The organism is Citrobacter sp. CtB7.12 (assembly GCF_001297795.1).
In the GTDB taxonomy this organism is placed as follows: Bacteria; Pseudomonadota; Gammaproteobacteria; order Enterobacterales; family Enterobacteriaceae; genus Citrobacter_A; species Citrobacter_A amalonaticus.
Window position 1 is genome coordinate 73,694 of the sequence record NZ_LIFT01000012.1, and the last position, 17,126, is coordinate 90,819.

Annotated in this window: 20 protein-coding genes; 17 read left to right on the forward strand and 3 right to left on the reverse strand. The window is 53.5% G+C overall.

Going from position 1 to position 17,126, the window contains the following annotated elements; translation table 11 throughout:
• Positions 1-51: 51 nt before the first annotated feature.
• Both AOY24_RS15540 and AOY24_RS15545 read left to right on the forward strand, forming a co-directional pair.
• Positions 52-351: a helix-turn-helix transcriptional regulator gene (locus AOY24_RS15540; RefSeq protein WP_042999641.1), complete on the forward strand. Its 300-nt coding sequence runs from the start codon at positions 52-54 to the stop codon at positions 349-351.
• Positions 352-360: 9 nt separating this feature from the next.
• Positions 361-888 (forward strand): rhodanese family protein, encoded by a 528-nt coding sequence (locus tag AOY24_RS15545; RefSeq protein WP_054176936.1) that lies wholly within the window; start codon positions 361-363, stop codon positions 886-888.
• 43 nt (positions 889-931) lie between these two features.
• Here the strand turns inward: AOY24_RS15545 and stpA are convergent, their stop codons facing one another.
• A complete protein-coding gene (stpA, locus tag AOY24_RS15550) occupies positions 932-1,333 on the reverse strand; it encodes a DNA-binding protein StpA (protein ID WP_042999639.1) in 402 nt (133 codons plus the stop codon).
• A 473-nt stretch (positions 1,334-1,806) separates the two neighbouring features.
• On the opposite strand from stpA, the gene alaE reads away from it, so the two are divergent.
• A complete protein-coding gene (gene alaE / locus AOY24_RS15555) occupies positions 1,807-2,256 on the forward strand; it encodes an L-alanine exporter AlaE (protein WP_042999638.1) in 450 nt (149 codons plus the stop codon).
• Between the two features lie 34 nt (positions 2,257-2,290).
• On the opposite strand, the gene AOY24_RS15560 is transcribed toward alaE, so the two are convergent.
• Entirely contained in the window at positions 2,291-2,635 is a 345-nt protein-coding gene (locus AOY24_RS15560) for a DUF2002 family protein (RefSeq protein ID WP_042999637.1), read from the reverse strand.
• A gap of 161 nt (positions 2,636-2,796) precedes the next feature.
• Here AOY24_RS15560 and AOY24_RS15565 point away from each other — a divergent pair, with 161 nt between their 5' ends.
• Positions 2,797-3,123: a DUF883 domain-containing protein gene (locus tag AOY24_RS15565; protein ID WP_042999636.1), complete on the forward strand. Its 327-nt coding sequence runs from the start codon at positions 2,797-2,799 to the stop codon at positions 3,121-3,123.
• Positions 3,124-3,178: 55 nt separating this feature from the next.
• Here the strand turns inward: AOY24_RS15565 and AOY24_RS15570 are convergent, their stop codons facing one another.
• Complete coding sequence (locus tag AOY24_RS15570) at positions 3,179-4,522, reverse strand: PLP-dependent aminotransferase family protein (protein WP_054176937.1); 1,344 nt, start codon at positions 4,520-4,522, stop codon at positions 3,179-3,181.
• A gap of 88 nt (positions 4,523-4,610) precedes the next feature.
• Here AOY24_RS15570 and AOY24_RS15575 point away from each other — a divergent pair, with 88 nt between their 5' ends.
• The 13 genes from AOY24_RS15575 (at position 4,611) to emrA (ending at position 17,126) form a co-directional block, all read left to right on the forward strand.
• A complete protein-coding gene (locus AOY24_RS15575) occupies positions 4,611-5,042 on the forward strand; it encodes a carboxymuconolactone decarboxylase family protein (protein WP_044255114.1) in 432 nt (143 codons plus the stop codon).
• A gap of 190 nt (positions 5,043-5,232) precedes the next feature.
• Positions 5,233-5,478: a glutaredoxin-like protein NrdH gene (gene nrdH / locus AOY24_RS15580; RefSeq protein ID WP_044266583.1), complete on the forward strand. Its 246-nt coding sequence runs from the start codon at positions 5,233-5,235 to the stop codon at positions 5,476-5,478.
• Positions 5,475-5,885, forward strand: coding sequence for a class Ib ribonucleoside-diphosphate reductase assembly flavoprotein NrdI (gene nrdI, locus AOY24_RS15585; protein WP_042999632.1), 411 nt, complete (start codon positions 5,475-5,477; stop codon positions 5,883-5,885). Before nrdH ends, nrdI begins: the two co-directional genes overlap by 4 nt.
• Positions 5,858-8,002 (forward strand): class 1b ribonucleoside-diphosphate reductase subunit alpha, encoded by a 2,145-nt coding sequence (nrdE, locus tag AOY24_RS15590; RefSeq protein WP_054176938.1) that lies wholly within the window; start codon positions 5,858-5,860, stop codon positions 8,000-8,002. Before nrdI ends, nrdE begins: the two co-directional genes overlap by 28 nt.
• A 10-nt stretch (positions 8,003-8,012) precedes the next feature.
• On the forward strand, positions 8,013-8,972 hold the full coding sequence (gene nrdF, locus AOY24_RS15595; RefSeq protein ID WP_054176939.1) for a class 1b ribonucleoside-diphosphate reductase subunit beta: 960 nt from the start codon (positions 8,013-8,015) through the stop codon (positions 8,970-8,972).
• A 355-nt stretch (positions 8,973-9,327) separates the two neighbouring features.
• Complete coding sequence (gene proV, locus AOY24_RS15600) at positions 9,328-10,530, forward strand: glycine betaine/L-proline ABC transporter ATP-binding protein ProV (RefSeq protein ID WP_042999629.1); 1,203 nt, start codon at positions 9,328-9,330, stop codon at positions 10,528-10,530.
• On the forward strand, positions 10,523-11,587 hold the full coding sequence (proW, locus tag AOY24_RS15605; protein WP_054176940.1) for a glycine betaine/L-proline ABC transporter permease ProW: 1,065 nt from the start codon (positions 10,523-10,525) through the stop codon (positions 11,585-11,587). The genes proV and proW overlap by 8 nt, the downstream gene beginning before the upstream one ends.
• A gap of 68 nt (positions 11,588-11,655) precedes the next feature.
• Positions 11,656-12,651 carry a glycine betaine/L-proline ABC transporter substrate-binding protein ProX gene (gene proX, locus AOY24_RS15610; RefSeq protein ID WP_054176941.1) on the forward strand — a complete coding sequence of 332 codons (996 nt, stop codon included), beginning with the start codon at positions 11,656-11,658 and terminating at the stop codon, positions 12,649-12,651.
• Between the two features lie 195 nt (positions 12,652-12,846).
• The gene (locus tag AOY24_RS15615; protein WP_042999626.1) at positions 12,847-14,031 is read left to right on the forward strand and encodes an MFS transporter; all 1,185 of its coding nucleotides are present in this window, start codon (positions 12,847-12,849) and stop codon (positions 14,029-14,031) included.
• 114 nt (positions 14,032-14,145) lie between these two features.
• Positions 14,146-14,883 carry an AzlC family ABC transporter permease gene (locus AOY24_RS15620; protein ID WP_043001836.1) on the forward strand — a complete coding sequence of 246 codons (738 nt, stop codon included), beginning with the start codon at positions 14,146-14,148 and terminating at the stop codon, positions 14,881-14,883.
• Entirely contained in the window at positions 14,873-15,208 is a 336-nt protein-coding gene (ygaH, locus tag AOY24_RS15625) for an L-valine transporter subunit YgaH (RefSeq protein ID WP_042326037.1), read from the forward strand. Before AOY24_RS15620 ends, ygaH begins: the two co-directional genes overlap by 11 nt.
• 90 nt (positions 15,209-15,298) lie before the next feature.
• Positions 15,299-15,829, forward strand: coding sequence for a transcriptional repressor MprA (mprA, locus tag AOY24_RS15630; protein WP_042999625.1), 531 nt, complete (start codon positions 15,299-15,301; stop codon positions 15,827-15,829).
• A gap of 124 nt (positions 15,830-15,953) precedes the next feature.
• On the forward strand, positions 15,954-17,126 hold the full coding sequence (emrA, locus tag AOY24_RS15635; RefSeq protein WP_044266594.1) for a multidrug efflux MFS transporter periplasmic adaptor subunit EmrA: 1,173 nt from the start codon (positions 15,954-15,956) through the stop codon (positions 17,124-17,126).

Consider the following 17,126-nt stretch of genomic DNA (forward strand, 5'->3'; position numbering starts at 1 on the left):
TCTTCATTTTTATTTTAGACTTTACTTAATTTAGAAAACACTAAAATAAATATGAGCGAACTCGAACAACTCCAGGCCAGCGCGGAACAGGCGGCGGCCCTGCTGAAAGCGATGAGCAACCCTAAGCGACTGCTGATCCTGTGTATGCTTTGCGGCTCACCGGGCACCAGCGCGGGCGATCTGGCACGCGCCACCGGGTTAAGTCCCTCGGCCACTTCACAGCATCTGGCAAAAATGCGCGAAGAAGGGCTGATTGGCAGCCAGCGCGATGCTCAGCGCATCCTCTATTTCATTAAAAATGCAGCGGTGAATTCACTCATTGCCACATTGAAAAACGTCTATTGTCCATAAGGAGTGAACATGACCATCGGGACGATTTCCCCGCGCGACGCAAAGGCCCGTATTGAGCAAGGCGCCAGACTGATTGATATTCGCGATGCCGACGAATATCTGCGTGAACATATTCAGCAGGCCCATCTCGCACCGCTGAGTACGCTCGAACAGGGGGGCTTTCCTGCCAGGCTGCAAGGTGAATGCGTCATTTTCCATTGTCAGTCCGGAAAACGAACGCAAAACAATGCGGCTACCTTGCAGGCTCTTGCCGCACCGGCTGAAGCCTTGTTGCTGGAAGGGGGCATTGACGGCTGGAAAGCGGCGGTTTTCCCCACGGCAGAAGATAAATCACAGCCGCTTCCGCTGATGCGTCAGGTACAAATTGCCGCAGGCGGGCTGGCCTTACTGGGCGTAGTGTTGGGATATAGCGTCAACAGCGGCTTTTTCCTGCTCAGCGGTTTTGTAGGCGCGGGGTTGCTGTTCGCCGGACTGACTGGTTTTTGCGGCATGGCGCGATTGCTCGACAAAATGCCGTGGAATCGCCGTCCTCAATAATCACGGGAAATAAGCGGTGAGGAACACCTCACCGCTTACAGAATTAGATCAGAAAATCGTCCAGCGATTTACCTGCCGCCAGTGCCTGGGCAATCGGTTTTGGCGTACGCCCCTGACCGGTCCAGGTTTTACTTTCCCCGTTAAGATCGGTATAGCGATATTTCGCCGGACGCGGCTGGCGTTTTTTACCCACTCGCATGGCCGCGGCGTCATTGCTGAATAACTCTTCCGGGCTAATTCCGTCGGCCTTCATCATTTCCAGCAAAGTATTAATTTTCTGCTGCTGTTCAGCGCGCTGACGCTGTAACTGTTCTTCTTCTTCACGTCTTTCTTTAGTGACGACCCTGAATTTCTCCAGCATTTCTTCAAGAACGTCAATGGAGAATTCGCGAGCCATGGCGCGTAATTTACGAATATTATTTAAGTTCTGTAACATCAAATTCATAATAATTAAAATCCTTTAACGCAAAAACAAATTATTACACTGCGCAGTCTATTATATTGTTAGAACATTTTCCAGCCCCTGGAATATAACAGAGGAAATACCACCTCCCGTTAATATACGCTAAATAATATTCCGGCTCATTTTCTCATTCTCTGACGAATAACCTCCATATCGGCTCATCGAACATAGAATGCGGTTTTTGCCTTACAGGGAAACCCCTCAACCAGAACACCAACATAACATATTGATTTTTAATCATTTAAAATACACAAACAACAAAAACTCTATCCGGTACAAAAATCAGGCGGTTACAGAGTATTTTATCGACAAAAAGCGTCAAAATAAAAATATTTCGCTAGTTGATAGTTACAATGCAGCAATATACTCTAGCATTAAGCAAAAACACCACAACAAAACACTAACACGAACTTATTTAACGGCAATTTTACCCCTTTTTTACAAGGAGCATCAGCATGTTCTCACCACAGTCACGCTTGCGTCATGCTGTAGCAGACACGTTCGCGATGGTTGTTTATTGTTCTGTCGTGAACATGTTGATCGAGATCTTCCTCTCCGGAATGACCTTTGAGCAATCACTTTCGTCCCGATTGGTCGCCATTCCGGTCAACATTCTGATCGCCTGGCCCTATGGAATGTATCGTGATCTCTTTATGAAGGCGTCGCGTAAAGTGGGTTCTGCGGGGTGGCTGAAAAACCTGGCGGATGTACTGGCTTATGTCACCTTCCAGTCCCCGGTTTATGTCGCTATTCTGCTGACGGTGGGCGCTGACTGGCATCAAATTACCGCCGCAGTCAGTTCTAATATCGTAATATCGATGATGATGGGGGCGGTATATGGCTATTTCCTCGATTATTGCCGCCGCCTGTTTAAGGTGAGTCGCTACCAACAGGTTAAAGCCTGAAACGACTTTGCGACTGGCTGTGCCAGTCGCTTAATTAACTCGCCTCGCCAAACAGTCCATTCAAATAACGCTCAAGCGCAATACGCGAACTAAAGCCGTGAGGAATGCCGTAGTGTTCGTGGGTGTCCCCGGCTAAATAAAGCGGAAAATGCTGATAATGGTCGCAGGTTTTAATTTCAGATGCCGGTTCAGCCAGCGAAGAACTGCGCTCTTTTAATGTCGGATGAATCACCAGCGCAGTGCGTCCCATACGCGCTTCGCGATTAACATAGACATAATTCTCGCCACGTCGATAACCGTACGTTTTCTGTGTTACCACATCAACGGTAAACCCCACTTTTTCAAGTACGCGCGCCACCTCGTCAGGTCGTAAATACATATTTTTTCCTCGTTATCTTTTACTGCGGGCTTACCTTACCTGATTCAGCATTGGCAACGCTTTCAGAAAAGTCCATAAACGCGCAATAACGCCGTGAGGCGTCTCAGAAGTTAAAAATATCGACTAAACTGAAAGTCACATCGAAATCACTGGAGGATCATATGTTTAACCGACCGAACCGAAACGACGTAGATGATGGCGTGCAGGATATTCATAATGACGTCAATCAATTAGCCGATAGTCTGGAAGCCGTACTGAAGTCATTGGGTAGCGATGCGAAGGATGAAGCAGATACCGCACGGCGTAAAGCACAGGCGCTACTGAAAGAGACGCGTGCGAAAATGCATGGCCGGACGCGCGTGCAGCAAGCCGCCCGTGACGCCGTAGGCTGCGCTGATACGTTTGTGCGTGATAAACCCTGGTGTAGCATCGGTACGGCGGCGGCGGTGGGGATCTTTGTCGGTGCGTTGCTGAGTCTTCGTCGCTAAGGATGAGGCCGGTGCCGGATAGCGTTTACGTATATCCGGCCTGGCATAAACTCGACTAAAGCGCTGACTGAATGGCCTGTCGCAACCGCTTTGCCACCTGTCTTGCGATTTCAGGCGAAGCGATGTTAGTGAACGACAGCAAAATCCCTCCCATCCCCGATGTATTCAACCGCCAGCGACTCAGGGCCTGGACCGCCAGGCCCGCCTCATTGGCTTTGCGTACCGGCGCGATATCGTCACCGTCAACAGTAATCACCAGCTGTATCCCGCCCTGTTGGGGCACAACGTGAAATCCCTGTTCGCCGAGCGCCCTTTCCGTCCATTGCCTTCGCTGCGCATAGTGCTGACGCATTTTTTTCAGATGCCGCCAGAAATGCCCATCACGGATAAAATCCGCCAGCGTTTGCTGCCAGAGCAGCGGCACGCTACAGGCCATCCGTACCGCCTGCTGACGAAAACGACTCACCTGGTTTACTGGCACCACCAGCCATGCACAGCGCAAGGCGGGAAACAGCGATTTGCTGAACGTACCGGCGTAAATTACCCGCTGTGGCGCATCCAGACTTTTCAGCGGCGGCAGCGGTTTACCGTGATAACGAAACTCGCTGTCGTAATCATCTTCAATAATCCACGCCTGGGTATGTGATGCCCACTCCAGCAGTTGATGACGCCGGGCTAACGACAGCGCGACGCCAAGCGGGCTTTGATGGGCCGGAGTGAGTAGCGCAAAACGCGCATCCGGATAATCGCGGATCCCGATCGCCGCATTCAACCCGTCGTCATCGATCGGAACCGGCAGCAGCGCGACATTTTCCTGCTCAATCACCGGACGGATCAACGGAAAGCCGGGATCTTCAATCCACATGCCATCGCCCGGCGTGGCCAGCGCGCGCAGGATGAGGGTCATTGATGCCGCATAGCCTGAGGTGATAAAAATCTGCTCGGGCAGACAGTCAATACTGCGCGACACGCGCAGATAGTCCACGATTGCCTGGCGTAACACGGCTTCACCGCAGACGTCGCCGAGAGCCAGATCAAAACGCGTCTGCGTGCGCAGTCGTCGCCCCATCACCCGCGCCCAGATGTCTCGCGGGAAGAGATCCAGCGCAGGAAGCCCCATCTGGAAGGGCTGAGGAACGGTACTTTCTCCGGCAAAGACCACCGGTTCGCTGTACGTCTGCTCCGGATGCAACTGTGCGCTGACAAACGTTCCCGCCTGCCCTCGCCGCTCCAGCCAGCCCTGTGCCACCAGCTCCGCATAAGCGTTTTCCACCGTCGAGCGCGAAATACCCAGCTCCTGTGACCAGGTACGACTGGACGGTAGTCTGGCTCCGGGCTGGAGTTCCCCACGTTCAATGGCCGTTTTTAACTGACGTGCAATTTGCTGATAGCGCGGCATATGGTCTGCTTTTTTCGTAAAAATATGGCTCTCTTTTGCAGTCCATTATAGTGCTACATTGCCGGCCATCAACACGAGGAGAAGCACCATGACGACGTTACGCCAGCCCTACTATGAACTCAGCCCTGAAGTCTATAACGCCCTGGTACAAGCGAAAACGGCACTGGAAAACAGCGCGCTGGATACCACGCTGATGGAATTGATTTACCTGCGTATTTCGCAGATCAACGGCTGCGCATTTTGCCTGGAAATGCACAGCAAGGCGCTGCGTAAATCGGGTGTCACGCAAAGTAAACTGGACGCGCTGGCCGGCTGGCGAGTGAGTCATCATTTCAGCGCGCAGGAACAAGCGGCGCTGGCGTGGGCTGAATCGGTGACCGATATCGCCAGAACCCATGCTGAAGATGACGTTTATCTGCCGCTGCTTACGCATTTTAGCGCTCGCGAAATCAGCGACCTGACCTTTGCGATCGGTCTGATGAACTGCTTCAACCGCCTGGCCGTTAGCATGCGGATGTAATCCGGCGATTTTTCAGCACAAACTCCCGCTCCCCGCCAGGCTCATCGGTGGGGAGTAATTAATCGATAATTCCCATATCTTGTATGGTTGAAACTTATTTCAACTACATCTAGTATTCCCTCTATCAGTACACACCCAAACCGACGCGTCTTATCGCGCCGTTCTTTCATTTTAAATGGAAATACGAATCATGCGCATTACTATTTACACTAGAAATGATTGTGTTCAGTGCCACGCCACTAAACGGGCGCTGGAAAGCCGTGGATTTGAATTTGAGATGATAAACGTCGATCTGGTGCCGGAAGCAGCGGATACCCTGCGCGCAGAAGGTTTTCGCCAGTTGCCGGTGGTCATTGCCGGCGAAACCCGTTGGTCAGGATTTCGTCCGGATATGATCAACCGTCTGCATCCAGAGCCTCGGGTAGCCAGCGCATGAACCCGCTCGTCTACTTCTCCAGCAGCTCCGAAAATACGCACCGTTTTATGCAGCGTCTGGGGCTGCCCGCCATTCGCATTCCGCTGAATGAACGCGAACGGATCCGGGTAGACGATCCCTACATTCTGGTGGTGCCTTCCTACGGTGGCGGCGGCACGGCTGGCGCAGTGCCGCGACAGGTGATCCGCTTTTTAAATGATGCTCACAACCGGGCGTTAATTCGCGGCGTCATTGCCTCTGGCAATCGTAACTTCGGCGAGGCGTATGGTCGCGCAGGGGAAGTGATCGCCCAAAAATGTGCCGTACCCTGGCTCTATCGTTTTGAACTGATGGGAACCCCCGCCGACATCGACAACGTTCGAAAAGGAGTAAGCGAATTTTGGCAACGACAACCGCAGAACGCGTAACGCAGGAATCGCTGGATTACCATGCACTGAACGCCATGCTGAATCTGTACGATAAAGCAGGCCGTATTCAGTTCGATAAGGACCGGCAGGCGGTCGACGCCTTTTTTACCGCCCATGTTGGCCCCCACTCTGTCACGTTTAGCAGTCAGGAGGAACGTCTGCAAACGCTGGTACGCGAAGGGTATTACGACGAAAGCGTTCTGGCACGCTACGATCGCGCTTTCGTGGTGTCGCTGTTTGCCCGCGCTCACGCCAGCGGTTTTCGTTTCCAGACCTTCCTCGGTGCCTGGAAGTTTTACACCAGCTACACGCTGAAAACCTTTGATGGCAAACGCTATCTGGAACACTTTGAAGACCGGGTGGTGATGGTTGCGCTCACACTTGCGCAGGGGGATGAAGCGCTGGCGTCACAACTCACCGATGAGATGCTCTCGGGGCGTTTCCAGCCCGCCACGCCCACCTTCTTAAACTCCGGTAAACAGCAGCGCGGCGAACTGGTCTCCTGCTTCCTGCTGCGGATTGAAGATAACATGGAGTCGATCGGTCGGGCGGTGAACTCCGCGCTTCAGCTCTCCAAACGCGGCGGCGGCGTGGCGTTTTTACTCTCTAACCTGCGCGAAGCCGGTGCGCCCATCAAGCGCATCGAAAACCAGTCCTCCGGGGTGATCCCGGTGATGAAGATGCTGGAAGACGCCTTTTCCTATGCCAACCAGCTAGGCGCACGTCAGGGGGCGGGGGCGGTCTATCTGCATGCGCATCATCCGGATATTCTGCGTTTCCTCGATACTAAACGCGAAAACGCCGACGAAAAGATCCGCATTAAAACGCTCTCACTAGGGGTAGTGATCCCGGACGTCACTTTCCGCCTGGCCAAACAGAATGCGCAGATGGCGCTGTTTTCACCGTATGACGTCGAGCGTCTTTACGGTAAGCCCTTCGGCGATATCGCCATAAGCGAACGATACGACGAACTGGTCGCCGACGAGCGCGTGCGCAAAAAATACATTAACGCCCGCGACTTTTTCCAGACACTGGCAGAAATTCAGTTTGAATCCGGCTATCCCTACATTATGTATGAGGATACGGTGAATCGCGCCAACCCGATTGCGGGTCGCATTAATATGAGCAACCTGTGCTCGGAAATTTTGCAGGTCAACAGCGCCTCTACCTACGAGGAGAATCTTGACTACGCCCAGACCGGGCATGACATCTCCTGCAACCTCGGCTCGCTGAATATTGCCCACACCATGGATTCTCCGGACATTGGCCGGACGGTCGAAACAGCGATTCGCGGGCTGACGGCGGTGTCAGATATGAGCCATATCCACAGCGTCCCGTCGATTGTCGCCGGTAATGCCGCCTCCCACGCCATCGGACTGGGACAGATGAACCTGCACGGCTATCTGGCGCGCGAAGGCATCGCCTATGGTTCGCCAGAAGGACTGGATTTCACCAATCTCTACTTTTACACCATCACCTGGCATGCACTGCATACGTCGATGCTGCTGGCACGCGAGCGTGGGCAGACCTTTGCCGGATTTGCGCAGTCGCGCTACGCCAGCGGCGAGTTCTTCACGCAGTATCTGGAGCAGAACTGGACGCCGAAAACCGAGAAAGTCCGGGCGCTGTTTGCCCGTAGCGGCATCACGCTGCCGACGCGTGAAATGTGGCGGTATCTGCGCGATGAAGTAATGCGCTATGGCATCTACAACCAGAATTTACAGGCGGTGCCACCGACCGGTTCGATCTCCTACATCAATCATGCGACGTCGAGCATTCATCCGATTGTCTCGAAAGTGGAGATTCGCAAAGAGGGCAAAACCGGGCGCGTCTACTATCCGGCTCCGTTCATGACCAATGAGAATCTGGATATGTATCAGGACGCGTATGAAATCGGCGCACAGAAAATCATTGATACCTACGCCGAAGCCACTAAACACGTCGATCAGGGCCTGTCGCTGACGCTGTTTTTCCCCGATACCGCCACCACCCGCGATATCAACAAAGCGCAGATCTACGCCTGGCGAAAAGGCATTAAGTCGTTATATTACATTCGCTTGCGACAGCTGGCGCTGGAAGGTACAGAAATAGAAGGCTGCGTTTCGTGCGCATTGTAAGGAGACCGGTATGACATTATCACGCGTGAGCGCCATCAACTGGAATAAGATTCTGGACGACAAAGATCTCGAAGTGTGGAACCGCCTGACCAGCAACTTCTGGTTGCCGGAGAAAGTACCGTTGTCTAACGATATTCCAGCGTGGCAAAACCTGAGCGCCGCCGAGCAGCAGCTGACCATCCGCGTCTTTACCGGCCTGACGCTGCTCGACACCATCCAGAATATCGCCGGAGCCCCGTCGCTGATGGCAGATTCCCTGACACCGCATGAGGAGGCGGTGCTGTCGAACATCAGTTTTATGGAAGCGGTGCACGCCCGCTCCTACAGTTCCATCTTCTCTACGCTGTGCCAGACGAAAGATGTCGATGCCGCTTATGCCTGGAGCGAAGAAAATGCGCCGTTACAACAAAAGGCGCAGATTATCCTCGCGCATTACGCCAGCGACGACCCGTTAAAGAAGAAGATTGCCAGTGTGTTTCTGGAATCCTTCCTGTTCTATTCCGGCTTCTGGTTGCCGATGTATTTCTCCAGCCGCGGTAAGCTCACCAACACCGCCGATCTGATCCGGCTAATCATTCGTGACGAAGCGGTTCATGGCTATTACATCGGCTATAAATACCAGAAAGGACTGGAAAAACGCTCTCAATCCGAGCGTGACGAGCTGAAGGATTTTGCCCTCGAGCTGCTGATGGAACTGTACGATAACGAAGTCCGTTATACCGAAGAACTGTATGCCGACACCGCCTGGGCAGAGGATGTCAATGCGTTCCTTTGCTACAACGCCAACAAGGCGTTGATGAACCTGGGCTATGAGGCGCTGTTCCCGGCGGAAATGGCGGAGGTGAACCCGGCGATACTTGCTGCGCTTTCGCCTAACGCCGACGAAAACCACGACTTTTTCTCTGGCTCGGGATCGTCATACGTAATGGGTAAAGCCGTCGAAACAGAAGACGAAGACTGGAATTTTTAACACAAATTAATATAGGGAATATCATTACAATATTTACGTTAATATTTTAAGCAGATCACGTTTTTCTCACCCAACTATTTCAGGGTGTTCTACACTCAATAGCTGTTGTCATATTCGCCTGAATTTTCGAAATTCAGGCGCCTTTCCAGTGTTCCTTACAAAAAATATTCACCAACCGTGGTTTGCTCTCAGCCCTTATATCATGGGAAGTCCCGGCAATTTGCCTTCCACACTATTTCCCCTCATGCCACATTCAGGGTTGTCTCAGATTCTCAGTATGTTAGGGTAGAAAAAGGTGACTATTTCTATCAGGTAACATATCGATATATATAAATAACGGGAATCTTTCTATTGCATGGCAATTAAATTAGAAGTAAAAAATCTATATAAAGTATTTGGAGAGCATCCACAGCGCGCCTTCAAATATATTGAAAAAGGACTTTCAAAAGAACAAATTCTGGAAAAAACAGGGCTATCGCTTGGCGTTAAAGACGCCAGTCTGGCCATTGAAGAAGGCGAGATATTTGTCATCATGGGATTATCCGGTTCGGGTAAATCCACAATGGTACGCCTTCTCAATCGCCTGATTGAACCCACCCGCGGACAGGTACTGATCGACGGCGTCGATATCGCCAAAATATCGGATGCCGAACTCCGCGAGGTGCGCAGAAAAAAGATTGCGATGGTCTTCCAGTCATTTGCGCTGATGCCGCACATGACCGTTCTGGACAATACCGCATTCGGCATGGAATTAGCCGGTGTAAGTGCTGAGGAACGTCGCGAAAAAGCGCTGGATGCCCTGCGCCAGGTGGGACTTGAAAATTATGCGCACGGCTACCCGGATGAACTTTCCGGCGGCATGCGTCAGCGTGTCGGTCTCGCCAGAGCATTAGCCATTAACCCTGACATCTTATTAATGGATGAAGCCTTCTCTGCGCTCGATCCCTTAATTCGTACCGAGATGCAGGATGAACTGGTGAAACTGCAGGCGAAACATCAGCGCACCGTCGTCTTTATTTCCCACGACCTTGATGAAGCGATGCGTATTGGCGACCGAATTGCCATTATGCAAAATGGCGAAGTGGTTCAGGTCGGTACACCGGATGAAATTCTGAATAATCCGGCGAACGATTATGTGCGTACCTTCTTCCGTGGCGTCGATATTAGCCAGGTCTTTAGCGCGAAAGATATTGCCCGCCGTAGCCCGGTGGGACTGATTCGTAAAACGCCGGGCTTTGGCCCCCGTTCAGCCCTGAAATTATTACAGGACGAAGATCGGGAATACGGTTACGTCATCGAACGCGGCAATAAGTTTGTTGGCGTGGTCTCCATCGACTCATTAAAAGCGGCATTAGGTCAGGCTCAGGGCATTGAAGGGGCGTTAATCGACGAGCCGCTGGCCGTAGATGCACAAACCCCACTTAGCGAGCTGCTCTCTCATGTCGGACAAGCGCCGTGCGCGGTGCCGGTTGTCGATGAGGAACAACAGTATGTAGGCATTATTTCAAAACGCATGCTGCTACAGGCTTTAGATCGCGAGGGGACAAACAATGGCTGATCAATCTAATCCGTGGGATACCGCACCAGCGGCTGAAAGCGCCGCACCATCCGCTGACGCCTGGAGCACGCCGTCCGGGACGCCTGCCGATAGCGGCAGCGCAGACTGGCTGACCAGCGCACCTGCGCCAGCACCTGAACATTTCAACATTATGGATCCGTTCCATAAGACGCTGATCCCGCTCGACAGTTGGGTCACTGAAGGGATCGACTGGGTGGTTACCCATTTTCGTCCCGTCTTCCAGGGCATTCGTGTTCCGGTGGATTACATCCTTAACGGTTTTCAGCAGTTGCTGCTGGGGATGCCGGCTCCGGTGGCGCTCGTCGTTTTCGCCCTGATCGCCTGGCAGATTTCCGGCGTCGGGATGGGCGTTGCAACACTTGTTTCCCTGATTGCCATCGGCGCGATCGGCGCCTGGTCGCAGGCGATGATTACGCTGGCGCTGGTGCTGACCGCCCTGCTGTTCTGCGTGGTAATCGGCCTGCCGATGGGGATCTGGCTGGCGCGCAGCCCACGGGCGGCGAAGATCGTTCGTCCGCTGCTCGACGCCATGCAGACAACACCAGCGTTCGTCTATCTGGTGCCGATTGTGATGCTGTTCGGTATTGGCAACGTGCCGGGGGTGGTCGTGACGATCATCTTTGCGTTGCCGCCGATTGTGCGTCTGACGATCCTTGGGATTAACCAGGTTCCGGCTGATTTGATCGAAGCGTCACGTTCATTTGGAGCCAGTCCGCGTCAGATGCTGTTCAAAGTTCAGTTACCGCTGGCGATGCCCACCATTATGGCAGGGGTCAACCAGACGCTCATGCTTGCGCTCTCGATGGTCGTGATCGCCTCCATGATTGCCGTCGGTGGTCTGGGCCAGATGGTACTGCGCGGTATCGGTCGTCTCGATATGGGACTGGCCACCGTCGGCGGGGTCGGCATTGTGATCCTCGCCATCATTCTGGATCGTCTGACTCAGGCCGTGGGTCGCGACTCACGCAGCCGCGGTAACCGTCGCTGGTACACCACCGGTCCTGTCGGGCTCGTTACGCGCCCTTTCATTAAGTAATTCACCTGTTGCCCGGTGGCGCTGCGCTTACCGGGCCTACACGTCCCTCCAATAATTAAGGAACAACGATGCGACAGAAAATCATGATTGCCACAGCGTTTGCCACCCTTGTCTCTACCAGCGCTTTCGCTGCCGACCTGCCAGGCAAAGGCATTACCGTCCAACCGGTACAGAGCACCATCACCGAAGAAACCTTTCAGACGCTGCTGGTGAGCCGCGCGCTGGAGAAATTGGGTTACACCGTCAATAAACCGAGCGAAGTCGACTATAACGTGGGCTACATCTCTATTGCCTCCGGTGACGCTACCTTTACCGCCGTCAACTGGCAGCCGCTGCACGACGATATGTTTTCTGCGGCAGGCGGGGACAAGAAGTTTTACCGCGAAGGCACATTCGTCACCGGGGCTGCGCAGGGTTACCTGATCGATAAGAAAACCGCTGAGCAGTACAAAATCACTAATATCGCCCAGTTAAAAGACCCCAACATCGCTAAAATCTTCGACACCAACGGCGACGGTAAAGCGGACATGATGGGCTGCTCACCAGGCTGGGGCTGTGAAGCCGTGATTAACCACCAGAACAAAGCGTTTGATCTGGAAAAAACCGTCGACGTCAGCCACGGTAACTATGCAGCGATGATGGCCGATACCATCACCCGCTTTAAAGAAGGTAAACCAATTCTGTATTACACCTGGACGCCTTACTGGGTGAGCGACGTGATGAAGCCAGGTAAAGATGTGGTCTGGTTACAGGTGCCGTTCTCCTCACTGCCGGGCGAACAGAAAGATATCGATACTAAACTGCCGAATGGCGCGAACTATGGCTTCCCGGTAAACACCATGCACATCGTTGCCAACAAGGCCTGGGCAGAGAAAAACCCGGCGGCGGCGAAACTGTTTGCCATCATGAAACTGCCGCTGGCGGACATTAACGCGCAAAACGCGATGATGCATGAGGGCAAAGCGTCGGAAGCTGACGTTCAGGGTCATGTTGACGGCTGGATCAAAGCCCACCAGCAGCAGTTTGACGGCTGGGTGAACGACGCGCTGGCGGCGCAGAAGTAATTGCCTCCTGAATGCCGGATGGCGCGCGATGCGCTTATCTGGCATACGATAGCCGGGAACGCGGTTCCCGGCCAGCTCCCTCCGTTCCCTCCCCTGATCGCACAAACCGGCACGCAACAAATCCCCAACATTCATAAATGTCCGCTATGATTGATTCCCAAAGAAATCATCACCTGACTCACGATTGCGAACATAATGACAAAAACCTCTCACGGGCTGAGCCCGGCACTGATCGTTCTCATGTCAGTGGCTACCGGTCTGGCCGTCGCCAGCAACTATTATGCACAGCCACTGCTCGAAACCATCGCACGCCACTTCTTACTTTCTGCCAGTTCAGCGGGGTTTATCGTCACCGCCGCTCAGCTTGGCTACGCCGCCGGTTTACTGTTTCTGGTTCCGCTTGGCGATATGTTTGAACGCCGGACGCTGATCGTCTCCATGACGCTGCTGGCGGCGGGCGGGATGCTGATTACCGCCAGCAGTCAGTCGCTGGCGATGATGATCCTCGGTACGGCGCTGACCGGACTTTTTTCCGTGGTTGCACAGATTCTGGTGCCGTTGGCGGCGACGCTTGCCACGCCGGATAAACGCGGCAAAGTGGTCGGGACCATCATGAGCGGCCTGCTGCTGGGCATTTTGCTGGCGCGAACCGTGGCGGGACTGCTGGCGAATCTCGGCGGTTGGCGCACTGTCTTCTGGGTCGCCTCCGTATTGATGGCGCTGATGGCTATCGCGCTGTGGCGCGGCTTGCCAAAGGTGAAGTCAGACACCCACCTGAACTACCCGCAGTTGCTGGGTTCGGTATTCAGTTTGTTTACCCGCGATAAACTGCTGCGCACGCGTGCACTGCTGGGCTGCCTGACCTTCGCCAATTTCAGCATTCTCTGGACGTCAATGGCCTTTTTACTGGCCGCCCCGCCGTTTAACTATTCTGAAGGGATGATTGGCCTGTTTGGGCTGGCGGGTGCCGCTGGTGCACTCGGCGCGCGTCCGGCTGGCGGTTTTGCGGATAAAGGACATTCTCACCTCACCACGACCTATGGCCTGCTGCTATTACTGCTTTCCTGGCTCGCTATCTGGTTGGGACACACCTCAGTACTGGCGCTGATTGTGGGGATTCTGGTTCTGGATCTTACCGTTCAGGGGGTTCACATCACTAATCAGACGGTGATTTACCGTTTGTATCCGGAGGCCCGAAACCGTCTGACCGCCGGGTATATGACCAGTTACTTTATCGGCGGGGCAGCAGGGTCATTGATCTCCGCCTCGGCCTGGCAGCATGCCGGATGGCTGGGCGTTTGTCTGGCAGGGACGACCGTTGCCGTACTGAACCTGCTGGTCTGGTGGCGAGGATTTCACCGACAAGACGCTGCAATTTAAGCGCCCGGCAAGCGTTTGGGCTCCTGAGGGTGTTAAGGAGCCCCCCAGTCTGTTAAGGTGATAGAGATTATTAACCCTGATAATTTTAACATTGGTGATAACGCGCAAAACTCTATGGAAAGGCCCGCATCTCTGCCCAATACCCCTCCGGCTACCTGTGCGGAAGGATTCAAAGACAGCTTACCCATCGTCATCAGCTATATTCCTGTTGCCTTTGCATTTGGTCTCAATGCCACCCGTCTCGGGTTTAGCCCGGTTGAGAGCGTGTTTTTCTCCTGCATTATTTATGCCGGTGCCAGCCAGTTCGTTATCACAACCATGCTCGCCGCAGGCAGCACATTATGGGTTGCCGCCCTGACCGTTATGGCGATGGATGTACGCCATGTTTTATACGGTCCTTCCCTGCGCAGTCGTATCGCCCAGAAACTCAGTAAACCGAAAACCGCCCTGTGGGCGTTTGGTCTCACCGACGAAGTCTTTGCCGCTGCCACTGCAAAGCTGGTGCGGGATAACCGTCGCTGGAGCGAGAACTGGATGATTGGCATCGCGTTTTGCTCCTGGGCCTCCTGGGTGCTGGGAACCGTACTCGGCGCCTTTTCCGGCAGCGGTTTATTGAAAGGATTCCCGGCGGTCGAAGCGGCGCTCGGTTTTATGCTCCCCGCGCTGTTTATGAGTTTTCTGCTGGCGTCATTCCAGCGTAAACAGTCCCTGTGCGTGACCGCCGCCTTAGCGGGCGCACTGGCGGGCGTGACGCTGTTTTCCATCCCCGCCGCGATTCTGGCGGGGATTGTGTGTGGTTGCCTGACCGCGCTGATTCAGGCTTTCTGGCAAGGAGTTCCCGATGCGCTATGAGGTGCTGCTGCTCGGATTGCTGGTCGGCTGTGTAAATTATGGGTTTCGCTATTTACCGCTGCGTCTGAAGATGGGAAATACCCGTCCAGGCAAGCGTGGTGCAACCGGCGTTTTACTCGACACCATCGGCATTGCATCAATTTGCGCCCTGCTGGTTGTGTCAACGGCCCCTGAGGTCATGCACGATGCCAGTCGCTTCGTGCCGACGCTCGTGGGCTTTGCTGTACTGGGTGCTAGTTTTTATAAAACGCGCAGTATCATCATTCCTACGCTATTAAGTGCTCTGGCCTATGGATTAGCGTGGAAAATGTTGGCGGTTTTATAGGTTGGAAAAATCATTTTAATTTAATAATACATTTACTTTATTTGTCACTGTCGTTACTATATCGGCTGAAATTAATGAGGTCATGCCCAAATGGATAGTTCGTTTACGCCCATTGAACAAATGCTAAAATTTCGCGCCAGCCGCCACGAGGATTTTCCGTATCAGGAAATCCTGCTGACTCGTCTTTGCATGCATATGCAAGGAAAACTGCTGGATAACCGCAATAAAATGCTGAAAGCTCAAGGGATTAACGAGACGTTGTTTATGGCGTTGATTACGCTGGAGTCTCAGGAAAACCACAGCATTCAGCCTTCTGAACTGAGCTGTGCCCTGGGATCATCCCGTACTAACGCGACACGTATCGCTGATGAGCTGGAAAAGCGCGGTTGGATCGAGCGCCATGAAAGCGACAACGATCGTCGTTGCCTGCATCTGCAGTTAACCGATAAAGGCCATGCATTTTTGCGCGAAGTATTACCGCCGCAGCATAACTGCCTGCATCAACTGTGGTCCGCTCTTAACACTGCAGAAAAAGAACAGCTTGAGCACATCACTCGTAAGCTTCTGACGCGTCTCGATCAGATGGACCAGGAGGGTGCTATCCTTGAGGCGCTGAGCTAACGCGTCGACTCGCTCAATAATCCAGATTACCAAAGAAAACTGACTGGCCAGCACTTGAACGTGCTGGCCTTTCTGATAAACAGCTCGGCTCAGCCGACGAAAAAATAAGATCGTGGAGAACAACATGAGCGCAAATGCGGAGACCCAAACCCCGCAGCAACCGGTTAAGAAGAAAAGCAAACGTAAAAGTACGCTACTCCTCCTGACCTTGCTCTTTATCGTTATTGCCGTGGCATATGGGATTTATTGGTTTTTGGTACTGCGTCATGTCGAAGAGACCGATGATGCGTACGTGGCAGGGAACCAGGTTCAAATCATGGCACAGGTATCCGGCAGCGTGACGAAAGTCTGGGCGGATAACACTGATTTTGTTAAACAGGGTGACGTTCTCGTCACGCTCGATCAGACGGATGCCAGACAGGCATTTGAAAAAGCGAAGACCGCGCTGGCCTCCAGCGTCCGTCAGACGCATCAGTTAATGATCAACAGCAAACAGTTGCAGGCGAACATTGCGGTGCAGAAAACGGCCCTTGCCCAGGCGCAAAGCGATTTTAACCGTCGCGTACCACTGGGTAACGCCAATCTGATTGGTCGTGAAGAGCTGCAACACGCACGGGATGCCGTGGCCAGCGCTCAGGCGCAGCTTGATGTTGCCATTCAGCAATACAATGCTAATCAGGCGATGATTCTCGACAGCAAGCTGGAAGATCAGCCCGCCGTCCAACAGGCCGCCACCGAAGTGCGTAACGCCTGGCTGGCGCTCGAGCGAACGAAGATCGTCAGCCCAATGACCGGCTACGTGTCGCGCCGCGCCGTGCAGCCTGGCGCGCAGATCAGCCCTACCACGCCGCTGATGGCTGTGGTTCCGGCCACCAATCTGTGGGTTGATGCTAACTTCAAAGAGACGCAGCTTGCCCATATGCGCATCGGCCAACCGGCAACGGTGATCAGTGATATCTACGGCGATGATGTTAAGTACACCGGTAAAGTGGTCGGTCTTGATATGGGGACCGGTAGCGCCTTCTCACTGCTGCCAGCACAGAACGCAACCGGTAACTGGATCAAAGTGGTTCAGCGTCTGCCTGTACGTATCGAACTGGATGCACAGCAGCTGGCGCAACATCCGTTGCGGATTGGTTTATCGACGCTCGTCACCGTCGATACCGCGAACCGCGACGGTCAGGTGCTCGCCAGCCAGGTGCGCACTACGCCGGTGTCTGAGAGTAACGCCCGTGAAATCAGCCTTGCCCCGGTCAATAAACTGATCGAAGAGATTGTGCAGGCCAACGCAGGCTAA